This window comes from Virgibacillus salexigens, assembly GCF_000723585.1.
Classification (GTDB): Bacteria; Bacillota; Bacilli; order Bacillales; family Amphibacillaceae; genus Virgibacillus; species Virgibacillus salexigens.
Genome location: NZ_CCDP010000001.1, coordinates 264,438 through 289,028, shown reverse-complemented (window position 1 = coordinate 289,028; position 24,591 = coordinate 264,438). Strand labels below are relative to the sequence as shown.

Annotated in this window: 24 protein-coding genes; 19 read left to right on the top strand and 5 right to left on the bottom strand. The window is 39.6% G+C overall.

The genetic code is table 11. The annotated features are described in order from the left end of the window. Positions 1-31 precede the first annotated feature (31 nt). From BN990_RS01380 to BN990_RS01310, 15 genes are all read left to right on the top strand, one after another. Complete coding sequence (locus BN990_RS01380; protein WP_021290103.1) at positions 32-679, top strand: class I SAM-dependent methyltransferase; 648 nt, start codon at positions 32-34, stop codon at positions 677-679. A 273-nt stretch (positions 680-952) separates the two neighbouring features. Further along, positions 953-1,762, top strand: a complete 810-nt coding sequence (locus BN990_RS01375; RefSeq protein WP_021290104.1) for an AraC family transcriptional regulator — start codon at positions 953-955, stop codon at positions 1,760-1,762. Positions 1,763-1,874: 112 nt separating this feature from the next. Further along, positions 1,875-3,026 (top strand): Gfo/Idh/MocA family protein, encoded by a 1,152-nt coding sequence (locus BN990_RS01370; protein ID WP_021290105.1) that lies wholly within the window; start codon positions 1,875-1,877, stop codon positions 3,024-3,026. Between the two features lie 15 nt (positions 3,027-3,041). Then, complete coding sequence (locus BN990_RS01365) at positions 3,042-4,226, top strand: dihydrodipicolinate synthase family protein (RefSeq protein ID WP_021290106.1); 1,185 nt, start codon at positions 3,042-3,044, stop codon at positions 4,224-4,226. Continuing rightward, on the top strand, positions 4,223-5,044 hold the full coding sequence (locus tag BN990_RS01360) for a sugar phosphate isomerase/epimerase family protein (RefSeq protein WP_021290107.1): 822 nt from the start codon (positions 4,223-4,225) through the stop codon (positions 5,042-5,044). The genes BN990_RS01365 and BN990_RS01360 overlap by 4 nt, the downstream gene beginning before the upstream one ends. A 64-nt stretch (positions 5,045-5,108) precedes the next feature. Further along, positions 5,109-6,212: a Gfo/Idh/MocA family protein gene (locus tag BN990_RS01355; protein WP_021290108.1), complete on the top strand. Its 1,104-nt coding sequence runs from the start codon at positions 5,109-5,111 to the stop codon at positions 6,210-6,212. Then, entirely contained in the window at positions 6,209-7,399 is a 1,191-nt protein-coding gene (locus tag BN990_RS01350) for a Gfo/Idh/MocA family protein (protein WP_038241829.1), read from the top strand. Before BN990_RS01355 ends, BN990_RS01350 begins: the two co-directional genes overlap by 4 nt. Positions 7,400-8,030: 631 nt before the next feature. Continuing rightward, a complete protein-coding gene (locus BN990_RS01345; RefSeq protein ID WP_051170052.1) occupies positions 8,031-9,848 on the top strand; it encodes a rhamnogalacturonan lyase in 1,818 nt (605 codons plus the stop codon). 52 nt (positions 9,849-9,900) lie between these two features. Next, on the top strand, positions 9,901-10,533 hold the full coding sequence (locus BN990_RS01340) for a YesL family protein (protein ID WP_021290112.1): 633 nt from the start codon (positions 9,901-9,903) through the stop codon (positions 10,531-10,533). Positions 10,534-10,543: 10 nt separating this feature from the next. Beyond that, positions 10,544-11,866 carry an ABC transporter substrate-binding protein gene (locus BN990_RS01335; protein WP_038241826.1) on the top strand — a complete coding sequence of 441 codons (1,323 nt, stop codon included), beginning with the start codon at positions 10,544-10,546 and terminating at the stop codon, positions 11,864-11,866. A gap of 91 nt (positions 11,867-11,957) precedes the next feature. After that, complete coding sequence (locus BN990_RS01330; protein ID WP_031335258.1) at positions 11,958-12,839, top strand: carbohydrate ABC transporter permease; 882 nt, start codon at positions 11,958-11,960, stop codon at positions 12,837-12,839. Continuing rightward, on the top strand, positions 12,836-13,663 hold the full coding sequence (locus BN990_RS01325; RefSeq protein ID WP_021290115.1) for a carbohydrate ABC transporter permease: 828 nt from the start codon (positions 12,836-12,838) through the stop codon (positions 13,661-13,663). Before BN990_RS01330 ends, BN990_RS01325 begins: the two co-directional genes overlap by 4 nt. 188 nt (positions 13,664-13,851) lie before the next feature. Next, complete coding sequence (locus BN990_RS01320) at positions 13,852-14,886, top strand: TRAP transporter substrate-binding protein (RefSeq protein WP_021290116.1); 1,035 nt, start codon at positions 13,852-13,854, stop codon at positions 14,884-14,886. 22 nt (positions 14,887-14,908) lie between these two features. Continuing rightward, complete coding sequence (locus BN990_RS01315) at positions 14,909-15,415, top strand: TRAP transporter small permease (RefSeq protein WP_021290117.1); 507 nt, start codon at positions 14,909-14,911, stop codon at positions 15,413-15,415. Next, positions 15,406-16,713: a TRAP transporter large permease gene (locus tag BN990_RS01310; RefSeq protein ID WP_021290118.1), complete on the top strand. Its 1,308-nt coding sequence runs from the start codon at positions 15,406-15,408 to the stop codon at positions 16,711-16,713. Before BN990_RS01315 ends, BN990_RS01310 begins: the two co-directional genes overlap by 10 nt. Positions 16,714-16,859: 146 nt before the next feature. On the opposite strand, the gene BN990_RS01305 is transcribed toward BN990_RS01310, so the two are convergent. From BN990_RS01305 to BN990_RS01290, 4 genes are all read right to left on the bottom strand, one after another. Further along, positions 16,860-17,345 carry a methylated-DNA--[protein]-cysteine S-methyltransferase gene (locus BN990_RS01305; protein ID WP_038244724.1) on the bottom strand — a complete coding sequence of 162 codons (486 nt, stop codon included), beginning with the start codon at positions 17,343-17,345 and terminating at the stop codon, positions 16,860-16,862. Continuing rightward, positions 17,332-18,246, bottom strand: coding sequence for a DNA-3-methyladenine glycosylase family protein (locus tag BN990_RS01300; RefSeq protein WP_021290120.1), 915 nt, complete (start codon positions 18,244-18,246; stop codon positions 17,332-17,334). The genes BN990_RS01305 and BN990_RS01300 overlap by 14 nt, the downstream gene beginning before the upstream one ends. After that, positions 18,243-18,821, bottom strand: coding sequence for a bifunctional transcriptional activator/DNA repair enzyme AdaA (locus BN990_RS01295; protein WP_021290121.1), 579 nt, complete (start codon positions 18,819-18,821; stop codon positions 18,243-18,245). Before BN990_RS01295 ends, BN990_RS01300 begins: the two co-directional genes overlap by 4 nt. A 212-nt stretch (positions 18,822-19,033) precedes the next feature. Then, positions 19,034-19,594, bottom strand: coding sequence for an HAD-IA family hydrolase (locus BN990_RS01290; protein WP_021290122.1), 561 nt, complete (start codon positions 19,592-19,594; stop codon positions 19,034-19,036). Positions 19,595-19,771: 177 nt separating this feature from the next. On the opposite strand from BN990_RS01290, the gene bioA reads away from it, so the two are divergent. From bioA to bioB, 4 genes are read left to right on the top strand one after another with little or no spacing between them, the layout of a single operon-like run. Next, positions 19,772-21,148 (top strand): adenosylmethionine--8-amino-7-oxononanoate transaminase, encoded by a 1,377-nt coding sequence (gene bioA / locus BN990_RS01285; RefSeq protein WP_021290123.1) that lies wholly within the window; start codon positions 19,772-19,774, stop codon positions 21,146-21,148. Between the two features lie 17 nt (positions 21,149-21,165). Beyond that, positions 21,166-21,888, top strand: coding sequence for a dethiobiotin synthase (bioD, locus tag BN990_RS01280; protein ID WP_021290124.1), 723 nt, complete (start codon positions 21,166-21,168; stop codon positions 21,886-21,888). Continuing rightward, positions 21,885-22,496 (top strand): biotin transporter BioY, encoded by a 612-nt coding sequence (locus BN990_RS01275; RefSeq protein WP_051170027.1) that lies wholly within the window; start codon positions 21,885-21,887, stop codon positions 22,494-22,496. The genes bioD and BN990_RS01275 overlap by 4 nt, the downstream gene beginning before the upstream one ends. Before the next feature lie 44 nt (positions 22,497-22,540). Beyond that, entirely contained in the window at positions 22,541-23,533 is a 993-nt protein-coding gene (gene bioB / locus BN990_RS01270; RefSeq protein WP_038241823.1) for a biotin synthase BioB, read from the top strand. A gap of 91 nt (positions 23,534-23,624) precedes the next feature. Here bioB and BN990_RS01265 read toward each other — a convergent pair whose 3' ends face one another. Then, on the bottom strand, positions 23,625-24,587 hold the full coding sequence (locus BN990_RS01265; RefSeq protein ID WP_038241821.1) for a D-2-hydroxyacid dehydrogenase: 963 nt from the start codon (positions 24,585-24,587) through the stop codon (positions 23,625-23,627). Positions 24,588-24,591 lie beyond the last annotated feature (4 nt).

Sequence of the window (24,591 nt, the reverse complement as noted above, 5' to 3'; positions counted from 1 at the left end):
ATCGTCATTCGCATACAAAGGGGGAAATAAATTGGACTATCACCATTCCCGGTTTTTTAAGGAGACAGATCCTTCTTCAAATCATTTTATTTTTGACTTACCATATACATGGGAAACGAGGTTTTATGAATACGAATGGGTCAAAAATTTTGCTAAAAAAGAAGATATCGTATTAGATGCAGCTTGTGGCATTGGTCACCCGCTAAAATTTTATTTAGCAGATGAATGCCACTCTGTTTACGCATGCGATATCGATGATCGAATTTTATCAAGAGAAGCGATTTGGGAAGACGCTGTATCCTCCTACCCTGAAGAAATAAAAAAATCTGTGATTGATAACTATTTAGACAAAATTGAATTAGCCTGTTGTTCTCTGACAAACCTTCCCTATCCCGATCAAGTCTTTAACAAGGTGTTTTGCATTTCAGTATTGGAACACTTAAACCATGATGATATCCTTCGTTCGTTTCGTGAATTAAAGCGTGTCTTAAAAGATGATGGGCAACTGATTTTCACCTTTGATTATCCAACGATCTCCATCAATACATTGGCAAATATTATGAAGGAAACCGGGGTAGAATTCTATGATCAGTTCACCCTGAACAAACCAGACAATGCTGTTGTTTCGAGAATTTGGCATGAATTGAGTTGCTTTCGTGCCGTATTAAAAAAGATTTGATCGGCTAAATTTGAATAATCGATTCATTCGTTACACCACAACCTGAAATATCGCATACTTCCAATAGAGAGATTCAGAACTGTGTTGTTCTCGGCGGAGTCATGCTATTTCAGCTGTTTGGTTTCATGGACAAGCCTATCCATTCATGTCTTATCTAAAATCTTGACAAAATTTATCCAAAACAAATAAAAAGACTAATAATTAAAAACAAACAAAAACATGATATACTTCAATTAAAGACAAATAAAGATTATTTGGATGGGGGTATTCTTCTTGAAGGCGAATGGCGAGCGTCAAACATTTATCTCTTTATATGAAAGTAAACATAATGAAAAAGGAATGGTCCAATCTCATTATCATGAAACCTATCAACTATTATACACACTGGAGGGAAAAGGAATTTGTACTTTAAATCATCAAGCGTATTCAATTGTACAAGATAGTTTTATTATTATTCCTCCATTAACGGAACACTCCATTGCTGCAACATCAAAAATGACTGTCTTAGTGCTTGAATTCGAAACAACCGTATTAAGTCCTGATGTCCGAATCGAACTGATACCTGAAGTATTTCGAACAGCACGTGTACAAAAACTCAGTGCATTTGATAGTAGCGAGATTCGTCAACTACTTCGAAAAATGCTTTATGAACAATCCCATGGGGATAGATTATGGGAGACAGGCCTCAAAATCTATATGGCAGAATTATTTTTTACCATTGCGCGTTCTACCCATGAATCTACCCAAACGGATATAAACACATTGCGTGTCGAGCAACTAAAGCACTATATTGATACACGTTATTTTGATATAAAACATGCGGAAGATATTGCCGATCGAATGGGTATCAGCAAACGATATATTCAAAGTATTTTCAAAGATTATTACAATAGTACACCAATGCAATACCTGACAGAAGTACGACTAGGATTAGTAAAACAAATGCTAGCAGAAACAGACAAAGACATTGTGTCCATCTGTTTTGAAGTAGGATTTGAATCTCTATCTACCTTTTACCGATTATTTAAGAGAAACGTTGGTATACCACCAAATATGTATCGGCTAACGCAAAGAAAACATTGATGTTTATAGTAATGAATTGAGTTCCAAAATTGAGAATCTGTTTCCCCTTCTAATAAGACACTTCATTACCATTATGTTTACACTTAACGTAATGAGCTTAGGAGGGAAACGAATGAGTACAAAAAAGATTGGTATCATTATGAATGGTGTCACCGGGCGTATGGGAACAAGGCAACATTTAATACGATCAATTATTGCAATTAGAGAACAAGGAGGAGTCCCACTAGCAAACGGGGATTATCTCATGCCAGACCCTATACTTGTAGGTCGTAATAAAAACAAACTGAAAGCGCTTGCCGAAAATTATAACATCGATCGGTGGACGACCAACCTTGATGATGCTTTGACCGATGAAAACAACATCATTTACTTCGATTCTCAAACGACTTCACTTCGGGAAAAAGCGATTAAGCAGGCTATTGAAGCAAATAAGCATATTTATTGTGAAAAGCCAACATCCACTTCCTTGGAAGGGTCGTTAAAACTTGCAAAACTTGCGAAAGAAGCTGGCGTTAAAAATGGCGTCGTACAAGATAAATTGTTTCTTCCAGGTGTTATGAAGCTAAAGCGACTAATAGATGCTGGATTCTTTGGAAATATTCTCTCTGTTCGTATGGAGTTTGGTTATTGGGTATTCGAAGGAGACTGGCAGGAATGTCAACGACCTTCTTGGAATTACAAAAAAGAAGAAGGTGGAGGAATTATCGTTGACATGTTCCCCCATTGGCGGTATGTATTAGACCATTTATTTGGTTCTGTGCAAGCACTGTCTGCAGTGGCTACAACACATATTACTGAACGTATGGATGAAGCAGGAAATACGTACAAGGCGACGGCTGATGATGCTGCATATGCAACCTTTGAATTAGAAAATGGCGTTATTGCCAGTGTCAATTCCTCTTGGGCGGTCCGTGTAAATCGCGATGATTTATTAACGATACAGGTAGATGGAACGGAAGGAAGTGCGGTAGCCGGCTTACGTGACTGTAAAACCCAGCATCGCGTGAATACGCCAAAACCTGTTTGGAATCCGGATATAGAAAATACCATCGATTTTCAGGATCAATGGGAAGAAGTACCAGATAACCAACTATTTGAGAATGCATTCAAAATTCAATGGGAAATGTTTTTAAAGCATGTATATCAAAACGACTCTTTTCCATGGGATTTGTTAGAAGGTGCTAAAGGGACGCAGCTTGCAGATCTTGGCCTTCAATCTTCGGAAGAACGCCGTTGGCTTGAAGTACCAAGCTTGAATGTCTAAGGGGAGGAAACGATGATGAATCAACTTATCTATTTACCTCATACTGATGGATCCATCTACCCATATGAATTATCTCATAGCGAAGCTTTATCCCAACCTTCAAAGGGTTCCTTTCATTCCCGTGTTGCCTATTCAGCTGCACATGTGGTAGCTCATCCATTTGGCAGTAGTGATCCAGTACGGGAACCTGCAATAGATTGGGATCTCACTATGCAATACCGTCATTATCTTTGGTCACTTGGTATGTCCGTGGCCGAAGCAATGGACACTGCACAACGCGGGATGGGTCTCGATTGGGAACACGCGAAAGAATTAATTACTCGTTCTGTAAAGGAAGCGAAAAGTGTTGGTGGAAATATTGCCAGTGGTGCCGGCACTGACCACCTTCCCCCGAGTCCATATGTTAGTTTAGAAGATGTGATAAACGCTTATGAAGAACAAGTATCGTATGTCGAAGGAGCAGGTAGTAAAGTTATTCTTATGGCTAGTCGTGCTCTCGCGGCATGTGCTACATCTGCAGCAGATTATGAATATGTTTACGATCGAATTCTTAGCCAGGTCTCGCAACCCGTTATCCTACATTGGTTAGGCGATATGTTTGATCCTAATTTAACAGGGTATTGGGGGCATGAGAATTTAGATGAAGCGATGGAAGTATGTCTTCGAATTATCCATTCTCACGCAGACAAGATTGAAGGTATCAAGCTCTCGTTATTAGATGACCAAAAAGAAATTACCATGCGGAGACAATTGCCAGACAATGTACGAATGTACACAGGAGACGACTTTAACTATACTTCACTCATTGAGGGAGATAACCAGGGATACAGTGATGCGTTGTTAGGTATTTTTGATGCTATTGCTCCGGCTGCCGCATCTGCTTTCCAAGATTTAGATCAAGGCAATCTCAATGCCTATCGAGATAAATTAAACCGGACGACGCCTTTAGCTCGCCATATCTTTCAAAAACCAACATTTGCCTATAAAACTGGCATCGTCTTTCTAGCTTATCTTAATGGACATCAACCTCATTTTCGTATGATAGCCGGAGCAGAAAGCGCACGGTCTATTTTGCACTTCACCAAGCTATTCGAGCTGGCAGATCAAGCGAATGTGCTCACAGATCCGGAACTTGCAATTACCCGTATGCGACCGATGCTAGATTTAGCTGGGGTACAGCAAATGGAGGCGAGAACATGAGTAAAAAATTGGATATACAGCGTTTAAGTCTTAACCAAATAACAACAGAAAACTGGTCCTTGCAGGAAGCAATTCAAGGTTGTACGGATCATCAAATACCTGTAATTTCAGTATGGCGTCATAAGATTGCTGAAGTAGGACTACTCGAAGCCAAAAAGCTAATTGCCGCATCAGGATTAGAGGTATCCAGTGTTTGTCGAGGGGGAATGTTTCCTGCGCTTACTGCTTCCGAGCGAAAGGAACGGATTGATGATAATAAATACGCGATTGAAGAAGCAGCAGAATTAGGGGCGGATGTTCTTGTACTTGTTTGTGGCCCATCACCGCATAAGGATTTAGCTGAGAGCAGAAAATGGGTCCAACAAGGTATTGAAGAAATAATCCCGTTTGCGGAACAACATGGTGTAAAACTAGGTATTGAGCCGCTCCACCCGATGTTTGCTGCCGATCGTTCCGTCATTACCACGTTAGGAGAAGCGAATGCCTTGCAACAATCCTTAGGATCTTCGCAAGTTGGAGTCATTATAGATGCTTTTCACGTTTGGTGGGATCCTGATTTATATAGTGAAATAGAAAAAGCAGCAGGAAAAATACTAGGATATCATGTATCAGATTGGAAAGTGCCACTCCCCGATATTTTTAAAGGGCGTTCCATGATGGGAGATGGCGTCATTGACTTACCCCGTATTCGTCGCGCAGTTGAAGCGAACGGCTATCACGGACCAATTGAAGTAGAAATTATTAACCAAGCAATTTGGGATATGCCTGGAAAAGAAAGCTTAGAGCTAATCAAACAACGTTTTTTATCTTGTGTTTAGACGAGGAAACAACGGAGCACATACTGCCCCGTTGTTTCACATTTTTAAAGGAGCGATCAATGCTATGGAGACATCATATCATCCAACGCAGCATACGGAATTTGAACCAATCCATCATCAGGAAACACCGGTTGAACATGATACATTATTAATCGCTGCTTGTGGGCTGGAGCATGGGCATATTTATAGTATGTGCGAGGGCATGAAGAAGGCTGGTGCTGTAATTCATTGGGTGTGGGATGAAGATCCTGATAAGGTAGAAGCTTTTCAGCAAGCATTTCCTGAAGTTAGGACTGCCTCCTCCCTTGACCAAATCTTACAGGATAAACGAATCCAAATGGTTGCCTCTGCCGCCATCCCTTCCGAGCGTTGCGACATCGGATTACGTGTATTAGACGCAGGCAAACATTTCTTTTCTGCCAAAACACCTTTTACATCACTCAAACAGCTATATGCAGCAAAGAAAAAGGTTAAAGAAACAGGACTACACTGGGCAATTTTTTATAGTGAGCGATTACAAGTTGAGTGTAGCGGTTTTGCTGAACAATTAATTCAACAAGGAGCGATTGGGGATGTTATTCAGGTTCTTGGTTTAGGCCCTCATCGTTTAAATATCAATGACAGACCGGCATGGTTTTTTAAAAAAGCTACCTATGGAGGAATTATCTGTGACATTGGCAGCCACCAAATTGAACAATTTCTATCGTTTGCTCATGCACAGGACGCAACAATACAAAGCAGTATCGCTCTCAATATTGCACATCCTGATCATCCAGAGTTTGAAGACTATGGAGATGCTCATTTAATTGGCGATAATGGCACCCTCCTCTATTTCCGTGTCGACTGGTTCACGCCGAACGGTTTAACCAATTGGGGTGATGGACGTACGACTATCTTGGGCACAGATGGTTATATTGAATTACGGAAATATGTAGATATAACGAATAATTCAATTGGCGAGCGTTTATATTTAGTAAATCATGGCGGTGAAAGACAATACGATGTGAAAGGAAAGGTTGGATACCCTTATTTTTATCGACTTGCACATGATGTTATCGAAAACACTTCCACTGCGATGCATCAGGAACATGCCTTTAAAGCGGCAGAGCTCTGTCTTTTAGCACAACAACAAGCAGACAATCTAAAGAAAGAAGGTGCGATTCGGTGAACCGTACATGTGATATTGTCTTAGTAGGGATCGCTGGTTATGGCGAAATTTACTTAAATGCACTAGAAGAAAAAGGATACCTTTCCTGGATTAAAGGGGTTGTTGATATAAATCCAGAACGAAGTAACTATTATACCAAGCTACAAGAAATGGGTATCCCTTGTTTCGCCTCACTAGAGTTATTTTATCAAACAGCTGCTGCTGACTTAGCTATCATTTCCAGCCCGATTCATTTTCACGCCGAGCAGACTATTACTGCAATGGAGAATGGTAGTCATGTTCTTTGTGAGAAGCCAATTGCTGGTTCTGTAGAAGAAGTCGAACGAATGCGTCAAACAAGAGATAAAACAGGAAGATTCTTAGCTATCGGATTTAATTGGTCATTTAGTACGTCTGTTCATTTGTTAAAAGAAGATATACAACAGGGTCTTTTTGGAAAGCCATTACGAGGCCAAAGCCTTGTTCTCTGGCCAAGAACAAAACACTATTATCAACGTTCCAATTGGGCTGGAAAACGTCTTGGTCCAAAAGGAGAGCCTATATACGATAGCATTGCCAATAATGCTGCTTCCCACTTTCTTCACCATCTCGTCTATGTATTAGGGAAAACAAAGGAACATAGTGCAAAAATAAATACTTTAGAAGTAGAGGTCTATCGGGCAAATCCGATTGAAACCTTCGATACATGTGCATTACGAGCAAAAACAGATCAGTCAGTAGAGCTGCTGTACCTCGCTTCTCATGCAGTGAATCATCAAATTGGACCTAATATAACGTTAGAGTGTGAACATGCCACTATTACCTATGAAGCTGGGGAAGACATGCGAGCAACTTGGGAAGATGGCACCATTAAAAGCTATGGAGATCCCGAAACAGAACATACCCATAAATTAGATGTCTGTATTCAGGCTGCGTTGAATGAAGAAACGACTATTCCTTGTAGTATAGAAGCTGCTTATTCTCATTTACTTAGCATTGAACAAATACACCATACCATATCAACAATTGCTCGTTTTCCGGACCATACAATAAAACAAGATCCAGATACGCAATTGACGTATGTTCCTCCATTAGCGGAGACACTTTTGTCCTGTTATCAAGCACATAGGCTCCCAAGTGAAATAGATGCTGGTTGGGCGCAAAAACCAACGACTATCAGAATCCCTGAACAAAGCTACCCTTACTAATATAGGGAATCAAGAGCGGAACAAACTTCAAGTACAGCTACACAAAGCAGAATAAAGCGTCCTTTATATCCGAAAAGAATAGGTTATTCCTATAATAATCCGAACGATTCCATGCAAATCCGTTCGGATTATTTATCTTTCGTTAAGATTTATAACCAAAATCAGTGAACCTTAGTAAATAAAACAGGCATGATTCTTGCGGGAACAACGCGGTCTGAAGACAGCGTTCACCCTTACCCGATTTAGCTGAAGCCGTGCCCATGAAAACGCACCCTATTTTAGTTCACGATTTACCATTGTAAGTACTCATTCGGATTTAGATTTTAGTTGAAAATGCAAAGGGTTCCGATATTGGGATTTTTATTCCAAATTTAATAAGACGCTGTATCCACCAACTGTTACCATAATATTCAAACTAGAGGGAAAATAGTAAAGGAGCGTGGCGAATGTAACAGCTATTTTGTAAGGGATTTCAATCATTACATAGGATTATAGAAAGGAGATCGCGGCGATGACCAAGTGCAATAAATGGATTCGAAAACCATTTCTGTTATTATTTTGCATGATTGTTATTTTTTCCTTTTATCCAGGCAAACAGGATGCCAATCAGGTAAGTGCCCATAAAGAAAGTATGCATGATTCCCCTCGTCAAATGGAAAAGCTCGACCGCGGGCTAGTTGCAATTAAGACAGCTGATGGGGTATTTATTAGCTGGCGAATGTTAGGTACAGATAGGACAAACATATCCTTCAATTTGTATCGCAACGGCAAAAAGATAAATCAATCTCCTATAAAGAAAAGCACCAATTTTCTTGATTCAGAGGGTACTGCGAATGACACATATATGATTGAACCAATTGAAAAAGGAAAAAAACAACCAAGATCTGAGGCGGTAACGGTTTGGTCCGATGCTTCCTATAATGTCCCATTACAAAAACCACAAGGCGGTACAACAAAAGATGGCGTAGAATATGCTTACCAAGCGAATGATGCTAGTGTAGGTGACATTGATGGAGACGGCAAATATGAGATCATTCTTAAATGGGATCCTACCAATTCAAAAGATAATTCACACACTGGATTTACTGGGAATGTATACATCGATGCGTACGAGTTAGATGGTACCCATTTATGGCGAATTGATCTTGGCAAGAATATCCGAGCAGGAGCTCATTACACACAGTTTATGGTGTATGACTTAGATGGGGATGGAAAATCAGAAATAGCAATGAAAACGGCAGACGGATCGGTAGACGGTACGGGGGCGATAATAGGTGATGCAAACGCGGATTACCGTAATGAAGAAGGACGAATCATAAACGGACCAGAATATCTCACTATATTTGACGGACAAACTGGGAAAGCATTAGAGACCACGAATTATTCTCCTGCTAGAGGAGACATTTGTGATTGGGGGGATTGCTATGGAAACCGTGGCGACCGATTCCTAGCAGGTATTGCTTACCTTGACGGCACTAAACCATCGCTGATTATGGCTCGGGGTTACTATGAAAAAACAATGTTAACAGCATACAATTATCGAAATGGTAAATTAGAAAAACAGTGGACATTTGATAGTGATGAACCTAGTAATGAAGGGTATGCTAGTCAAGGAAATCATAATCTCAGTATTGCAGATGTAGATGATGACAATAAAGACGAAATTATTTATGGAAGTATGGCGATTGATGATAATGGTACGGGGTTATATACCACTGGATTAGGACATGGAGATGCCATGCATGTAGGAGATCTTGATCCTGAACGCTCTGGATTAGAAGTCTTTCAAGTACATGAATCTTTTCCAAATGAGGCTGGTATGGAATTTCGTGATGCCGATTCAGGTGAATTAATTTGGGGTATCCCTACCGATTATGATGTTGGTCGTGGATTATCAGGAGATATTGATCCGAGATTTAAAGGGGAAGAAAGCTGGGCAGTTGATGGTGCCTGGAATAGTACAACTGGCGGCCTTTACACATCAAAAGGCGATAAAATCTCAACAGCCATTCCACCTGCTAACTTTTCCATCTGGTGGGACGGTGATTTATCAAGAGAACTCCTCGATCATCGTTGGAATGAAGACCAGAGTGTTGGAGTAGGCACTATTGCAAAATGGGACTATGAAAATAGCAAAACAAGAACATTATTAACTGCTGATGGAACTTATTCCAATAACGGCACAAAAGGAAACCCTTCCTTACAAGCAGATATTATCGGGGACTGGCGTGAAGAAGCCGTATGGCGAACCGAGGATAGTGAAGCATTAACGATTTATACAACGACAGCGTTAACCAATCACCGAATCTATACATTAATGCATGACCCAGTATATCGATTGGGAATTGCTTGGCAAAACGTTGCTTATAATCAACCGCCACATACAAGTTTTTATTTAGGTAACGATATGCAAAATCCACCCCCTCCAAGTATTTACGTTGTTGATTAATATGAAGCAGTATTCCAATAGGGGTACTGCTTAGATAAAGGATGAAAGTTCGATGTTCGATACGATACGAAGCCTTTGCATTTGGATCATTCGCTTAAGTTATGTCAATATTCTATGGCTGCTATTTATGGTTATCGGTGGAGTTATTTTTGGTTTTATGCCTGCTACCATCTCCTTACTTACCATTATAAAAAAATGGGTAAACAAGGAGGACGTCCATTCGGTTTTATGCTTATTTATTCATACCTATATTCAAGCGTTTCTTAAAGGAAATGGGTATGGACTGTTATTTCTTTTGATTGGCAGCATATTTTATGCCAATATCACCATTCTACTGCCAAATCAGAACTTGCTTACCACGATCTTTCTATATAGCAACATTACCCTATTTATCGTGTATGGGCTGGGTGTTGTTACATTTTTTCCGGTATATGTTCATTTTCAATTAACGATGAAAAATTGTATCAAGCTAACCTTCTTATTTGCTTTATCTCGCTTTCCTATCTCATTCTCGATCCTCCTTACCCTGATTATCTGGCTGTATGTCATTCGATGGTATCCAGGGTTGTCCCTATTTTTTAGTGGAAGCATGGTATGCTTCATCATGGAATGGATCAGTCGAAAGCCTCTATCAGCGTTAACGTCCGTTTCAAATCAAGATGTTTATTTAATAAAAAATGCTTAGGATGATGCATGTGAAAATAAAATGGAACGTTTTTATATTGACCTTGATCATATTATCCTTCCAAGCTGCCTGTGAAGCTACAGAGAGTACAACGGAAGTAAATATCCCTCGTGACCCAGAACAGATATCTGGTGACATTACTGTTTGGGCATGGGCATTAGAAGCAGATTTTTTAGAATCAATTGTTCCTCAATTTCAAGAAAAATATCCAAATGTCAATGTAACGATTAATAAGCAAGGACCTGACCAAGTATATCAACGTCTCATTACTGGTTTAGCAGCAAACCAAGGGGAACAACTCCCGGATTTAGTCCAAGTCGAAGAAACACAGCTACTATCCTATAAAGAAAATTTCCCTGATCGTTTTACAAATTTATCTGAGTTAGGCTACGGCAAATATGAGGGTCAATTTGCCCCAGCCAAAGAGGAAGCAGTGAAGGATGAGAATGGCGATTTCCTAGCAATGCCAAGGGATTTGGGGCCAGTTGGAATCTTTTATCGAAAAGATATCTTTCACCAAGCGGGCGTTGAACCAGCTTCTATCGAAACATGGGAAGATTATATAGATGCCGGTGAAGTAATTCAAACAAAAACAGGAGTGAATATGCTCGGTTTAACCTTAAACGAAACCGTCCCCCTCTACAAATATATGCTGCATCAACAAGGGGCATTTTATTTCGATTCTAGTGGAAATATTGATGTGCATTCAAGTGAATCGATACGAGCACTAGAAACGATACAGCGAATGCAGGATAAGAAGCTGATCACGAACGTAACGAATTGGGATGGTAGAGTATCTGCCCTTAAAAATGGGCATGTCGCGACTTTACCTGGAGCTATTTGGTGGACGGGTACCATGAAAGATCAAATGCCTGAATTATCCGGAAAATGGGGTGCCATGCCACTTCCTAGCTTTAACGAAAAACAAGGCCAAGGGGCTAATGGTGGCGGTTCTAATTTAGTCATCCCCAAAGCATCTACCAATAAAGAAGCAGCTTATGTCTTCGGAGAATTTGCGACAACGGAAGTGAACTTATTAATCGGTGGTTTAAAAAATCAGGGATTATTCCCTTCCTTGTTAGCTACATACGAAGAAAAAGAATTTCAGGAAAGACAAGCGTATTTTGATAATGAAGCGGTTTATAATGTTTTTGCCTCGATTGCAAAAGAAACACCTGTAGTTAATTACACAAGTGACTACGCAAGAGCCAATGACATCGTAAACGATGAAATTGTGTCGATGCTATTAAATGGTAAACCATTGGATCAGGTGGTCGGTGACATCGCTAACACCCTGGGTCCAAGTACTGGTAGAGAAGTAAATAAACCATAGAAAACAACTAAATTTCTGTGAAAGGTGGATATGAATGAGTATTCCTTCTTCGGTGCAATACAATGAAGATCCGTCTCCTCCGCAACCTAAAATGAATGCAAAGAAAAAAAGAAGTTTTATTACTGTGAAGCGGGCACCCTATCTATTCTTATTACCTGCTATTGTTCTATTTATAATCTTTACGGTCTATCCAATCATCTATTCCTTTCTATTAAGCTTTCAAACCAATGCAGAAGCTGGTCGTGTCTTTGTAGGGCTGGACAATTATATTCGCTTATTCCAAGATCGGCTATTCTATGAATCTTTAGCAAATACGTTTATTATCTTAATCTTTCAACTCCCTATCATGTTAGGTTTGGCTGTTGTATTAGCAACTATATTGAACGCTGGATTCATAAAATTAAAAGGATTCTTCCGTGTGTCTTTTTTCGCCCCAGCGGTTACCTCTTTAGTTGCGGCTTCGATTATTTTCTTGCTGTTACTAAATAGGGACTACGGCATTGTCAATTATTTATTGTCCATGATTGGCATGGATGCCATCGGCTGGTTAAGTGATCCCTTTTGGGCAAAGGTATCACTTATTTTAGTAACTACCTGGCGATGGACTGGGTATAATATGGTTATTATATTAGCTGGATTACAGAATATCCCAAGCAATCTTTATGAAGCAGCGAGTATTGATGGTGCGAATAAAATCAGACAGTTTTTTTCAATAACGATCCCTCAGCTAAAGCCGGTTATCCTATTCGCTGCCATTGTTTCTACCATTGGTACCTTACAACTATTTGACGAACCATATACGTTGACAAATGGTGGACCAATTAATGCCACCACTACTATTACTATGTATCTTTATCGTAATGGTTTTGAGTATTTTGATTTTGGTTATGGTTCAGCAATTGCTTATGTCATCGTTATATTAATAGCACTATTATCTTTTATACAATTTAAGTGGGCAGGTGTTACAAAATGATAAACCAGCGAATGGTGAGACAAATCTTGCTTTATAGCCTTTTAATTATTGGGGTCATCGTAACCATTGGTCCCTTGTATTGGACCATTGTTGGCGCTACAAATCCTTCCGGCGAAACATTACGAATACCGCCCAACTTCGTACCAGGCACCCACTTAATTGATAACTTACAAAACCTACTGGCCTCTGTTGATATCTGGCAATCGTTAATTAATTCTATAATAATCACGGTTATTTACACGCTTTTAGCTGGATTTATTAGCACAGCAGCAGGTTTTGCCTTTGCAAAGTATACATTTAAAGGCAAAGAAGCCATTTTCCTTATGTTTCTTATATCTATGATGGTGCCATATCAGGCTTTAGTCATACCGCAGTTCGAACTATTTGCTAATCTAGGGCTGTTAGATACATATAGTGCTATTATCCTTCCACAGCTTGCTTATCCTTTTGCCATTTTTTTAATGAGACAAAACATGCAATCTATTCCTGATTCTTTAATTGAAGCAGCGAGAATAGATGGAGCTAGTGAATTCTATATTTTTATCAAAATCGGCTTGCCAACGATGGTTCCAGCTATTGCCGCGGTATCAATCTTTTTATTTACACATCAATGGAATAACTTCTTATGGCCATTGATCGCATTGATTTCAGAAGAAAAATATACGCTACCTGTCGCTTTAGCAACCATTGCTGGTCAACGTTCCATTGATTACGGGCAATTAATGCTAGGAGCCGTCATATCCATCTTACCTATTTTTTTAATGTTTCTCTTTCTGCAACGTTATTTTATATCAGGAATTATTGGTGGTGCAGTAAAAGAATAAGTCATGTTGATAATTTTGTAAACAAGTGCGTTTCCCTTGTAGTAAGCTTTTCATTTGCTTTATTTCTGAAATTGAGAGAATAATTCTTATATTAATAAGACACCGCTTTTGAAAGCGCTTAAGATATAATTATCTGAAAAATAAATCCGTTTCTATTCCTTATAAACAATAATGGAAGGAGGAAGGACATGAAACCTCTTTTTCGTAAACGTATTGTAGTTAGTACTTTGTTCTTAGGGTTACTTGTTCTAGGCGCTTGTTCCCCTGCAGAACAGGTAGCATCTGGGCAAGGCAATGCGTCAGAGGCAGGAACGAAAACATTAACCTTAGCCCATATCCATAATGATGCAAGTCCTGTATACCAAAGCTTAGAAGAATTCGCTGAAAAAGTAGAAGAGAAAACAAATGGCAGTGTAAATATCAAGATCTATGCAGAAGGAGTTTTAGGTGGCGAGACAAAAGTAATGGAACTTGTACAAAATGGAGTCATCGATATGACCAAAGTGAATGGTGGTGTTGTATCTCAATTTGAACAGACATTTTCTGTGTTCAGCCTCCCTTATGTCTTCCGTAATGATGAGCATTTTCGTAAATTCATGGAAACGGATACAGTCAAACAAATGTATAAGGATCTAAAAGATGTACAATTAAGAGGAGTCACGTATTATGATGCAGGAGCACGCAGTTTTTATACCGGAGAGACAAAGGTAGAGACTCCTGAAGACCTTGAAGGGCTCAAAATTCGCGTGATGAATAACGTTACTGCGATACAAATGGTAGAAATGTTAGGCGCTGCTCCGACACCAATGTCAGCGACAGAGGTGTATACAAGCTTGCAGCAAGGAATTATCGATGGTGCCGAGAGCAGTCCCATTGCCTTAACTGACGCCAATCATGGCGAAGTTGCAAAACAATTCTCCTTTGATGAACATACAAGGATTCCAGACTTCCTCATTATGAGTAATGCATCATGGAACAAATTAAATAAATCGGAACAACAGGCCCTTATAGAAGCTGGTGAGGAAACAACAAAAACACATAATGAAAGATGGGATCAGATGATTGAAGCCAGTATCGATCAAGCAAGAGAAGAAATGGGAGTGGAGTTTTCAAATCCTGATCAAGCACCATTTCGAGAATTAGTGGAACCACTTTTACAGGATCGTCGAAAAGAAAATCCGGCGATTGATACACTGCTTAAAAAAATAGAAGCTATACAATAAAGAAGGTTTGGAGGGGGTTCATTTGAAGAAAGTAAAACGCTGGATAGACTTGGTACTGCTAACCATTGGCAGTATATTAATTATATTTTTAGTTGTTGCCGCAATTTGGCAAGTATTCACCAGATTTGTGCTAGAAGACCCAAGTATAGTTACCCAGGAGATTTTACGATTTTCTTTGATTTGGGTAGCTCTGATTGGTGCAGCTTATGCATTTGGCCAGGATGAACATTTATCACTTACGTTTCTGAGGGATAAGATTACCGGGCAAGCTCATAAACGGCTACGTTGGTTCATTGATATGCTCGTTATTGTATTTGCGTTATTTGTATTCGTAATTGGTGGATATAACATATCCCAAGCAACGATGGCAGAATTATCACCTATCCTGAACATGCCCATGGGATTGGTCTATGGTATCTTACCAATCTGTGGAACCATTATCATATTCTATCAATTGATACATATATCAGAACGTCGTGAGATTGAACGTACCGGTTCGTTTGAAAAGGGTGAACATACATGGATGTAACCGTTTGGACTGCAATCATACTTTTTGGATTGTTTTTTTTACTCTTATTTATTGGTGTACCTATCGCAGTAAGTATCGCCATTGCTTCCTTTGTGTCCATTTTGATGCTGTTACCAATGGCACCTTCCCTATTAGCCGTGTCTCAACAAATCATTACTGGTTTGGATAGTACTGTATTATTAGCCTTGGTTTTCTTTATGTTGGCTGGAAGTATTATGAATAATGGTGGAATTGCAGATAGACTCATCAATTTAGCAAAATTAATTGGTGGGAGAATGTCAGGATCATTGGCGCACACGAATATTATTGGAAATACACTGTTCGGTGCCATATCTGGGTCAGCCATTGCAGCAGCTGCAACCATGGGGCGAATTATGCATCCCCAAGAAAAAAAGGCGGGTTATGATCCTTCGTATGCAGCAGCTGTAAATATTGCCTCAGCACCAACAGGTTTAATTATTCCACCAAGCGGGATGCCAATTATATATTCCCTGCTAAGTGGTGGTACATCAATCGGCGCTTTATTTATCGCTGGTTATCTACCTGGGATTCTAATGATTTTATTACTCATGATTGTGGCATATATCTTGGCTAAGAAAGCGAACTACCCTGTAGTTAAACCAGTCAGCGGTGGAGAATCCATAAAAGTAATGATGCAAGCCATTCCTAGCTTATTACTAATTATCATTGTAATCGGAGGAATTGCCGGAGGAATCTTTACAGCGACAGAAGGAGCAGCAGTTGCTGTCTTATACGCAGCATTACTTAGTTTACTATACCGTCAGTTAAAAATAGCAGATATTCCTAAAATACTTAAAGAAACCATTATCTATTCTGGTATCATTATGTTATTAATTGGAACATCGACAGCCATGTCATGGGTGCTTGCTTATGCTGGTATACCTCAGGCAATTACGAGTAGTCTATTAAGCATTACCGATAACACGATTATTCTATTGTTAATTATGCTATTCATCTTATTAGTGGTTGGCACTTTCATGGATATTGCACCAGCTTTATTAATATTTACACCGATCTTTTTTCCAGTAGCAACGCAAATGGGGATCGATCCTGTTCACTTTGGAATGATTATGGCAATCGCCCTTGCAATTGGGGTGACAACGCCTCCCATCGGAACAGTCTTATTTATTGGAAGTAGTGTCAGTGGCGTAAAAATAGAAAAGATCATACCTAAGCTAATTATTTTCTATATCCCATTAATCATAGCACTTTTACTCGTTGCGTTTATTCCAGAAATAAGCTTATTCTTGCCACGATTATTTGGTTTAGTAGATTAAACAAGAGGCAGAGATAAATTCATAGATTTAAAGATACCTCATCTACCGCTTTTTGCCGGCAAAACCATAGTATAAAGCGGGTAAGCAAGAATAGCTTACCCGCGTAGAAATTCGGATGTCTTCATGACCTTGGTTGCCCTGCCTGTTTATTTATTAGCAGCCGCTATACGCGCTTCATGCTCAAGCAGCCATTTTTTTCGCCATAAACCACCTGCATAGCCTGTTAGTTTTCCATTGGAACCAATGATTCGATGGCAGGGGACGGCGATACTTATCTGATTCTTGCTATTAGCACTTCCCACTGCTCGAATCGCTTTATGATTATCAATCGCTTTAGCAATATCTAGGTAACTCGCTGTTTGCGCAAAGGGGATTGTCGTTAAAGCAGTCCACACGTCCTTCTGAAAGGCTGTTCCTTTTACTTCATATGGAAAGCGAAATGATTGAAGGTTCCCTGCAAAGTATGCCTCAAACTGCTGATAACACATCTTCATAAACTCTGGGAAATCCTCGTAAAAACCGTATTCCACTTTCTCTCGATCCGCAAATAAAACAGAAGTAATCACTTTCTCCGTACCGGTTATTTCAATAATCCCAATAGGCGATTGATAATCTATTTTATACTTGTTCATCATATAACGACCTCCATAGATAAAAGGTGGCATAGGCTTGCCAACCTTCCCATTTTGTTGCCATCATTTCAATTTGTTTCAATGCTGGTTTTTCGTGTAAACCCAATTGCACCTTTATCGCATTATGCAGCCCGACATCCGCAATAGGAAAAGCCTCTGATCGACCAAGGCATTTCATTAGCACATAATCGGCAGTCCAATTCCCTATTCCTCTTATAGCTACGAGTGATTTCTTTACACTGTCATACATTCGCTTACCCAGTTCAGCTTTAGTCAATTGTCCATCGCGGATTAATGCAGCAACATAAATGATGTATTCTGCTTTTCTCCGGGAGAGTTGTAATCCCCTTAATTCATCAACAGTAAGTTCAGCAATGCTTGCTGGATCTGGAAACAGCCAATACCTTTTATCGCGAAATGTCCTATGTTCGCCATACATTTCGGTCAAGCGTTTCTTCAGTTTATATGCAAACGTTAAATTGACCTGTTGACCAATGATAGCCCATGTCAGCGCCTCAAATAAATCAGGTATTCTAATCATGCGTAAGCCTTGATACCGAACTACTAATTTATGAAGTATTTCATCCTGGCTAGCTAAATGATAAAATGCTGTCAAATCTCTATCCAAGTCAAGCCATTCACTGATAAAGCTAACCACTTCTTGTTTAACAGCAAAGGTTGGTACTTCATTAGAAAACTGCACATGAAGGACATTTTCTTTGTGGGTTATATCACATAAAATAAATGCGGTGTCTATTTTTAAAAGCTTATACAAATGCCCTTCATTAATCGTATAAACCAATTCTTGGTCCGACCGGCCTAGAAACCGTAGACATTCTTGGAAACTGAAGTCAGCTGGAAGCGCAATCTCAACATGTGTATGGTGATCCTCCCACTTCATGCTTTCACCTCTCTCCTTTGCTGTTTATCCGTAACGTCACGAAATTCAGTTGGAGAACAATGGTGATATTTACGAAACACTTTATAGAAATTAGACGGGCTATGAAACCCAATACGATTACATATTTCTAAATTCGTCAGATCAGAGCTCTTTAATAAATACACCGCCTTGTCCATCCGAATTTTCTCTAAGTAGATCCGCGGCGTTTCGCCTGTTTCTTCTTTAAAAACACGTTCTAAATAATAGGAGCTGATACCAATATGATCGGAAATGTCCCGCAATTGCAACCGTTCTTTATAATGCTGTAACAAATAAGCAATAACACTTCGAACAAGCATGATATGAGGGGAATGCTCTATCTCCGGCTGACATCTTTTACAAGGTCTGTATCCGGCAGCTTCCACTTGCCCGATGTCCTGATAAAATTCCACATTGCTTTTTTTCGGTTTGCGTGAACGGCAAGAAGGCCGGCAATAAATTTTCGTTGTTTTTACAGCTGTAAAGAATTGTCCATCATACGTACGATCACATGCGAGAATACACTCCCACATCTCATCAAAGGAAAGATCTGTCATGGCTATCTCACTCCTTGATTATCTTTTTATGGATACCATTAGTTTAACAAAAAATTCTTCTTTTTATCGTCCTTATTCTTGCGGTTATGGTCAGATGATTACACACGCTTCGTCTTAATATTAGGATGTTCATGTTATAGAAGACTTCTTCTATGAAGATCATTCGATTCGTCTTTACCAGATTACTCATCTCCCGTTCTCCTTTAAACAAGTTATTTCACAACCTCAAAAAACTCCAAATAGCTATCAATATGATAATCGGCATCGACTTGAGAATTCTGGAAACTACATGTTTGTATGCCTAATTTCTTCGCTGGTATTAAGTCAATAGCGCGATCGCCTACTGCTAAATCTAGGTTGTGTCGATCATGTAAATACGCATACGAAGCAGTATCCGGTTTACGTGGGAAGCCATCATCGATTGTTACCACATCCTTAAAGTATTGATCCAACCCATGCCGTTTTAAAATGCGCAGTAAATTTCTCCGATCCTTATGGGTCATAATCACATTTGTATCAGCAACACGTAGTACTTGCTCTATTCCTTCAAACGGAAGCAATTCAGCAGGTGAAATCCTATCTACAAGGTTGCGAACTTCTCTTTCTTGTGCTTCTGTCATTTGAAAATAACTTACGGTATGGGAAAAAGAGATCTTTAATTGCTCATAAATCGTCTGCTTATCTACGCTATTAGGCAGTACTTGTTGGAATTGCCTTGCATAACTAGGATATGTATTGATTAACGTCCCGTCAAAATCCCATAATACCTTCATTCGATTCACTCCTGTGATAATTACTCTACTTACTTAAAATAGATGCTTTAAAGCCCAAAAGTCAACAAAAGGGCCCTTTCATTCTTAAAGGCTATTGACCTCTTTATAGATATATGATTTCATTATTGTTAACCTAAATAATATTAGGTTAACAATAATTTTTAGGGAGGTTTAACAATGACAAACATCGACGAACTAGTAGAGATGAGCAAACAACATCTCTGGCTGCCGTTTACCCAAATGAAAGATTATGATGAAAATCCACTCATAATAAAAAGTGGTGAAGGGATCATGCTCAAGGATATTCAAGGTAATACATACTATGATGGTTTCTCATCCGTATGGCTTAATGTCCATGGCCATCGAAAGGAAGAATTAGACCGTGCCATTCGTGAACAATTGAATCAAATCGCTCATTCTACACTACTGGGTATGACTAATCTACCAGCAACGGAATTAGCGAGGAAATTGGTAGAGATAACTCCCCCTAGCCTAACTAGAGTGTTCTATTCTGATAGTGGTGCGGAAGCCGTTGAAATAGCTCTCAAAATGGCTTTTCAATATTGGAAAAACAAAGGGATAAACGGAAAAACAAAGTTTGTCACGATGAAAGATGGCTATCATGGGGATACAATTGGTGCTGTTAGTGTAGGTGCCGTTGACATTTTTCACCGTATTTATCAGTCACTTACTTTTGATAGCTTTCACATTCCCTTCCCTTATGTGTATCGACATTCAAGTGGAGATCCAGATGCTTGCAAAGATGAAAGTTTATTAGAACTAGAAAATCTATTCTATCATCATCATCAAGAGATTGCGGGTATTACAGTAGAGTCTATGATGCAAGGGGCAGGCGGAATGCGGCTCATGCCTTCCGGGTACCTAGCCGGTGTAAAGGCATTATGTAAAAAATATAATGTTCTGCTAATTCTTGATGAAGTTGCAACTGGCTTTGGTAGAACAGGAGAAATGTTTGCCTGCAACCATGAAAATGTAGATCCAGATATTATGACGGTTGGAAAAGGAATAACAGGAGGGTATTTACCAATTGCTGCCACCATTTCAACAGAAGAAATATATTCCGCATTCTACGATGATTATACAAAATTAAAAACGCTATTTCATGGACATTCTTACACTGGTAATCAATTAGGATGCGCGGTCGCTCTGGCTAATATTGATCTGTTCGATAAACAAAAAACCATTGATCATGTCAAAGAAAATACGACTTTCATACAGAATAAGCTCACTACACTATCTAAATTAAAGCATGTTGGCGATATTAGGCAGCTTGGCTTCATGACGGGAATTGAAATCGTACAAGATAAAACGACTAAGAAACCTTTCCCTTGGGACCAAAGAGTTGGTTATGCTATCTCCTTAAAAATGCGTAAGCTTGGTATGTTAACAAGGCCAGTGGGCGATACGATCGTGTTCATGCCTCCACTCGCTAGTACAAAACAAGAACTACATGAAATGATAGAGATTATGACGGAATCGATCGATATAGTAACAAATCGAATAAATGTCGGACTAGCATCTACTAAAAAATAATAAAGTGAGGGTAGGAGATGAATAGAAAAGGTTTTTTTATTACTGGAACTGATACGGGAATTGGTAAAACCTTTGTTGGTGCCGGAATAGCAGGTGCATTAAAGCAGCAAGGGTTAGATGTTGGAGTTTTTAAGCCAATGTTAAGTGGAGAAAAAAGAGAAGATCCGATGAGTGACACATCCATTTTAAAAGCATTCTCCGGAGATGCGAATTCACTTGAACAGATTACGCCGTTTCAATTTGCTGAACCTTTAGCTCCATATGTAGCAGCAAAACGAGAAGGTCGCTTGATTACACTTGAAAAGCTCGTCCAAGCTTGGGAAAAGATTCAACACACACATGATTTTTTCATTATAGAAGGCGCTGGCGGCCTTGCCGTTCCTTTCGGCAGAGAATATTCTGCTGCACACGTAGCAAAGGCCATTGGAATGCCATTGTTATTGGTTGCGAGAGTGGGGCTAGGTACGGTAAACCATATATGGTTAACCATTGCATACGCAAAACAGCTGGGAATTGAAATAGCCGGAATTATATTAAATGGACTAGATGATAAAAATCAAGGAGTCGCTGAACAAACGAATCCGGAATTTATTGAAGAATTAACAGGTATTCCTGTTCTAGCTGTACTACCGTGGATAGCGTCATTTCATGCGAAGGATGTTGCTGAGTTACTAAATAAATCCTTACCGCTTAAAAGTTTGTTAGATTACAAATGTGGGGAAGGCTGGAAGGGGGCATGATCTTGAGACAGCCGAAACAGCTTTCTGTTACTGATCTTAGCCTGATAGCCATGTTTGTTGCATTTATGAGCATTGGTGCAAATATAACCGCCTGGGCACCTTTCCTGCAAATTGGTGGTGTACCAATTACTTTACAAACATTTTTTTGTTTTTTATCAGGAGCTTTGCTCGGCGGTCGACGAGGAGCTATTGCTATGGTTGTTTATGTTCTTATTGGACTAACAGGCATGCCCGTGTTTGCAGGATTAAAAGGTGGTCTTAGCACCCTTCTTAGTCCAACATTTGGGTTCATTCTTTCATTTATTTTTACCGCCTATATAACAGGAAAAGTAATCGAATATAAGCAACAACCAACGATGAAACGATTTATCGCTGCATCCATAATTGGGCTGCTCTTTAATTACCTCATTGGAACCAATTATATGTATCTTTCTTTCGCCTATTTTATGGATGCAAATCAGAGTATTACCTATGTGGATGCATGGTTGATAATGCTGGCATACTTACCTATTGACCTATTAACAATTTTTGTTGCAGCAATGATCGCACCACGTATTTATTTGATCATCCATCAATCAGCACGAATGCGATTGGATACAAGCGCTTAAAAAAGAAATATATTGTTATAGATGACGTGAAGGAGGAATAGAATATGATTCATTTTCAATCGTTAGCAGAAGATGTACTAGCAGGCTATACCATTACGGAAGGGGAAGCAATGCAGATTTTAGAATGCCCAGATGACCGTATTCTGGAATTACTACATAGTGCCTATCGTATTCGAAAAAAATATTATGGAAACAGAGTGAAGTTGAACATGATTATAAATACAAAATCAGGAGCATGCCCTGAAAATTGCGGATACTGTGCACAATCTAGAGACTCTACCAATCCGATTGAAAAATATCGGATGATGCAAAAGGATACGATCGTACAGGGTGCTGAAAAAGCACATCAACTTCATTCTGGCACCTACTGCATTGTTGCTAGCGGGCGTGGGCCGACCAATCGTGAGTTGAATCAGGTAACAAGCGCAGTCAAAGAAATTAAAGAGAAATATGATTTAAAAATTTGTGCATGCCTTGGTATCCTCAAGCCAGGACAGGCTGAACAGCTGAAGGAGGCCGGGGTAGACCGTTATAATCATAATATCAACACATCGGAAAACCATCATGATAATATTACGACAAGCCACACGTATCAGGATAGGGTGGCTACCGTTAATTACGCAAAACGGGTAGGCATTTCCCCTTGTTCTGGCGTTATCGTTGGAATGAAAGAGACAAAACAAGATGTAATCCAGATGGCAACAGCCTTGAAATTATTAGACGCCGATTCGATTCCGGTTAACTTCCTTCATGCCATGGAAGGAACATTATTAGAAGGAACCGATGAGCTGAATCCGTTATATTGTTTGAAAGTATTATGCTTATTCCGATTTATTAACCCAACTAAAGAAATTCGTATATCTGGGGGCCGTGAAGTAAACTTACGCAGTCTCCAGCCACTTGGATTGTATCCTGCAAACTCTATTTTTATAGGAGATTATTTAACAACTGCAGGGCAAGAAGGAACAAAAGATCACCAAATGTTAGAGGATTTAGGGTTTGAGGTTGATTATGAAGGGGATCAACTCCCTGTTTAATGAAGCATGCTTAAGAAAGGGAGTATCGATATGAAAGCAAACGTCGCTCCCTCACCTAGATGGACTCAACGAAAGGTGGGAGCGACGTTCATTAATACCCTTTTTCGAAATTCACGAGATTCTTATTGGGCGTTTCTCCTTGGATATAATGTTCAAGGTTCGGGAGAAAAATATCCTCTATGACCCGGGTGGCATAATATTCTGTAGCGCCCGCTGTATGCGGGGTAATAATGACATTATCCATTTCCCAAAGCGGACTATCCTCCGGTAATGGTTCTGTAGCAAAAACATCTAACCCAACACCAGCAATTTCCTTCTGTTCCAAAGCTTCAATTAAGTCTTCTTCTTGAATAATCGGACCTCTACCTATATTGATAAGTAGCGCGGAATCCTTCATTCGCTTAAATTGAGGAGCAGCAAACATATGGGTTGTCTCAGTCGTTAACGGAAGGGTAATAACCACATAATCACATTGCGGCAGCATCTCATCCAGTTGTTCTGGCTGAAACATTTGATCAACATCGTCGGCCGGATTACCAGAATGACGTACGCCAAGAACTTTCATCTTAAATGCCTTGGCTATTTTGGCGGTTTCCTTACCAATTGCACCCACACCTATGATGCCAATGGTTTTCTTGTGTATTTCCCCACTAAGATGCGCATGATGCCATGTTTTCACTTGCTGCTGGCGCACATAGGTATGTATTTTTCGGGTAAAGCCAAGCATTAAGGCAAAAATAGTCTCGGAAATGGGGTACGCATGCACACCATTTGCACTGGTTACACAAACCCCCCTTGCTTGCAGTGCTTCCAGAGGCAGATTATTGACACCAGCACTCCATGTTTGGATCCATTTTAACCTCGTATTTTCTTCTAGGATGGTTGGAGCAATAGCCTTTTTCCAGTGCAAAATAATTTCTGCTTCCTTTAAGTAATGTTCGAGATGATCTGGGTCATTATCTGCTACCACTTCCCAATTTGGCAGCATTTGCTTTAATCTTTCTATTTGTACGAGTTCGGGTTTTAAATTGATTACAAGTATTCGTTTCTCCATCTTA